General features: G+C 43.1%; 6 protein-coding genes, 1 tRNA gene and 1 pseudogene. All 8 read left to right on the top strand.

The features are described 5' to 3' along the window. Positions 1-253 (top strand): annotated as a pseudogene (locus tag LUQ50_RS01590) (proteasome subunit alpha); the annotation flags it as partial. A gap of 27 nt (positions 254-280) precedes the next feature. Next, on the top strand, positions 281-976 hold the full coding sequence (locus LUQ50_RS01585) for a ribosome assembly factor SBDS (RefSeq protein WP_300035171.1): 696 nt from the start codon (positions 281-283) through the stop codon (positions 974-976). Positions 977-1,029: 53 nt separating this feature from the next. Further along, complete coding sequence (locus LUQ50_RS01580; protein ID WP_300035168.1) at positions 1,030-1,317, top strand: 50S ribosomal protein L37ae; 288 nt, start codon at positions 1,030-1,032, stop codon at positions 1,315-1,317. A 7-nt stretch (positions 1,318-1,324) separates the two neighbouring features. After that, positions 1,325-1,459, top strand: a complete 135-nt coding sequence (locus tag LUQ50_RS01575; RefSeq protein ID WP_300035165.1) for a DNA-directed RNA polymerase subunit P — start codon at positions 1,325-1,327, stop codon at positions 1,457-1,459. Beyond that, on the top strand, positions 1,456-1,860 hold the full coding sequence (locus LUQ50_RS01570; protein ID WP_300035162.1) for a hypothetical protein: 405 nt from the start codon (positions 1,456-1,458) through the stop codon (positions 1,858-1,860). Before LUQ50_RS01575 ends, LUQ50_RS01570 begins: the two co-directional genes overlap by 4 nt. Before the next feature lie 11 nt (positions 1,861-1,871). Then, positions 1,872-2,111 carry a KEOPS complex subunit Pcc1 gene (locus LUQ50_RS01565; RefSeq protein ID WP_300035159.1) on the top strand — a complete coding sequence of 80 codons (240 nt, stop codon included), beginning with the start codon at positions 1,872-1,874 and terminating at the stop codon, positions 2,109-2,111. 30 nt (positions 2,112-2,141) lie between these two features. Then, positions 2,142-2,504 (top strand): prefoldin subunit beta, encoded by a 363-nt coding sequence (locus LUQ50_RS01560; RefSeq protein ID WP_300035156.1) that lies wholly within the window; start codon positions 2,142-2,144, stop codon positions 2,502-2,504. 36 nt (positions 2,505-2,540) lie between these two features. Then, positions 2,541-2,625 (top strand) — tRNA-Leu (locus LUQ50_RS01555). Positions 2,626-2,792 lie beyond the last annotated feature (167 nt).

Below are 2,792 nucleotides of genomic sequence, written 5' to 3'. Positions count from 1 at the left end.
TACACTTCTGGAATACAAGGCAACCGGAATCGGAACCGGACGTCCGGCGGTAATGAAACTCTTTGAAGAGGAGTATAATTATGAGTGTTCCCTGGATGACGCAATCAAACTTGGATTAAAAGCACTTAACGAAGCTACTGAAGGTAAGTTCGATGTCGGAACGGTTGAGATTGGAGTTATCTCACGTAATGAGGGCATTTTCAGGAAGATGACACGCGAGGAAGTAGCCACGTATATCGATCAACCAGCATAAATTCAGAGACACTATGGAGATGCAAGGATGATACCACTTGATCATGCAGTGGTTGCCAGAATTGAGAGCCATGGTGAACGATTCGAAATACTGGTAGACCCAAATATCGCAGCAAAAATCCGTCAGGGAGAATCGATAGACATTGAGGAAGCGGTAGCTGCTCTGTATATATTTGAAAATGCATCACAGGCAGAAAAAGCATCAGATGAATCCCTGAAAAAAGTTTTTGGAACTACCTCATTTCAGGAGATTGCCACCAGGATTATCCAGAAAGGAGAGATCCACCTCACTGCAGAGCAGCGGCGTGCAATGATAGCAGAGAAGCGCAAACAGGTCGTTTTCTTTATTGCACGAAATGCCATAAATCCCCAGACCGGCCACCCTCATCCCCCTCAACGTATTGAGATGGCTATGGATGAGGTAAAAGTAAACATCGATCCTTTCCGCAGTCTCGAAGAACTCGTAAAGGACACGATGAAACTGCTTCGGCCACTCATTCCAATTAAGTTTGAGGAAGTCAGAGTTGCAGTACATATCCCGGCAGATTATGCCCCACGTGCATATGGAGAAATTCAATCTGCCGCATCCATTGATCAGCAGGAGTGGCAAAAAGACGGGTCATGGATCTGTGTTGTTACCATACCGGCAGGAATTCAAAACGAGTTTTATGATCTGATCAATAAAATAAGTCATGGGGAAGCAGAGACCAAACTTATCAAGTAAGTATAAGTGGATTAAGAACATAATTAAAAGGACATTCGATAGAGGTATCTTGTATGGGTAGTGTCAAGACGAAGGCAAAAGGCAGGGTTTCCGGATCCACTGGTCGATTTGGGCCACGATATGGAAGATTTATCCGAAAAAGGGTACGTGAGATCGAAGTTATTTCAAAAGCTACTCACACTTGTCCTCGGTGCGATAACATCGCGGTCAGAAGAAAAGGAACTGGAATCTGGGAATGCAAAAAATGCAATTTCAAATATGCAGGTGGCGCATACGTTCCGGTTACTCCTAACCTTAAAATAGCACTCCGCGCAATTGAACGCACTGTAAAGGAGGTATAACCTTACTATGCCAGGCTCATATAAGTGTGCCCGGTGTAAACAGAAGGTTGAGATAGACGTGAATGTACGATGCCCATTTTGTGGACATCGTATTCTTTTCAAGGAACGCGGGGCAGCGATCAAAGAATTGAAAGCCCGATGACCTTGGTTACCACATCACGACGATCAACCATAGAAAGCAGGGATCTGGCACGTGATCTTGCATTTGCCTTAGGAGCCAGATATCTTGCACGGGGAAAACACGGGATTCGTGAACTTATTGGGACAGATTCATCTATTTTTATAATTTCTCAGGAGAAGAACGAGACTATTCTTCGCTGGTATAATAATGGTCAACCTGAGTTCGAGCGGAGGATCCTCAAAATAGAATGTAGAGTACGTGAGGGTTTGTTAACAAAAGGGATCGTAACTTCCGATATAGATCTATTCTCCCGGTTACATCAGATCTATCCTGTGATTAGTAAACCACAGGAGGAACCAGTTCTCATAATGGATGGTCCCCAGCGTAGGCAGACAATCCTAAAGATCGGAACGAAAATTTAGCAGTAGATCATATGCATACCGCATATTTCAGATTTGAAATTCCCTATGCATCTATCATCAATGATGCAGTGAGCCCAGAAGAGGCTGATGAAAATTCAGGCAGATCACACGGGATGTGCAGAGTGAAATCAGATGGAATACTGGAATTATCAGTACAAGCATCAGATCTCCCGGCATTGCGAGCTGCATTAAATTCATGGCTTCGGTTAATTCAGGTAGCATCCGAGATGATTGACAGAACTCAAATCTGAATAGGTATAATATTAAAAAGGAATTACACCATGAATACTATTCCACCAAAGGTGCAGAATCAGATTAATATGCTGCAGCAATTACAACAGCAACTTCAGACTGTGGTTAATCAAAAAAATCAGTATGAGTTGGCAGCACAAGAGGCACGAAGGGCTGCAGAAGAACTCGGAGACGCCCCTGAAAATGCTGTAGTATATATGACAATCGGAACCATTGTGGTTGAAAAGCCACGTGATCATGTTTTAGATAAACTAAAAGAGAAGACTGAAACCTTCGAAGTCAGAATTAAATCTATCGAACGACAAGAAAAAGCACTTCAGGAAAAGTTTGAAAAACTTCAGGCACAGGTTAGACAGGTACTCGAGGGGCCCGGTTCCCCAGAAGCAGCCTGATTTTTATCCGAAAGATCCTGATCGCACCCAATTGTTGTGGGAGTATCCGAGCCAGGTCAAAGGAGTAGGATTTAGGGTCCTATCGCGCAGGCGTTCGGGGGTTCGAATCCCTCCTCCCACATACTTTTCTCATAGAAATTAAAGAATCGGCAATTAAAATCCCGATCAATAACTATACTTTTTTATTGTCATATATTATAATAACAATTAGGATATATTCCAAATAATATCCTGCCGGGATGGGGGCAAAAATATGGATTCGATAAGGGGGAAACGAAATACTCAGGT

This window comes from Methanospirillum sp., from assembly GCF_028679455.1.
Classification (GTDB): Archaea; Halobacteriota; Methanomicrobia; order Methanomicrobiales; family Methanospirillaceae; genus Methanospirillum.
The sequence above is the reverse complement of the archived record's forward strand: the minus strand, read 5'-3'. Positions and strand labels throughout refer to the sequence as shown.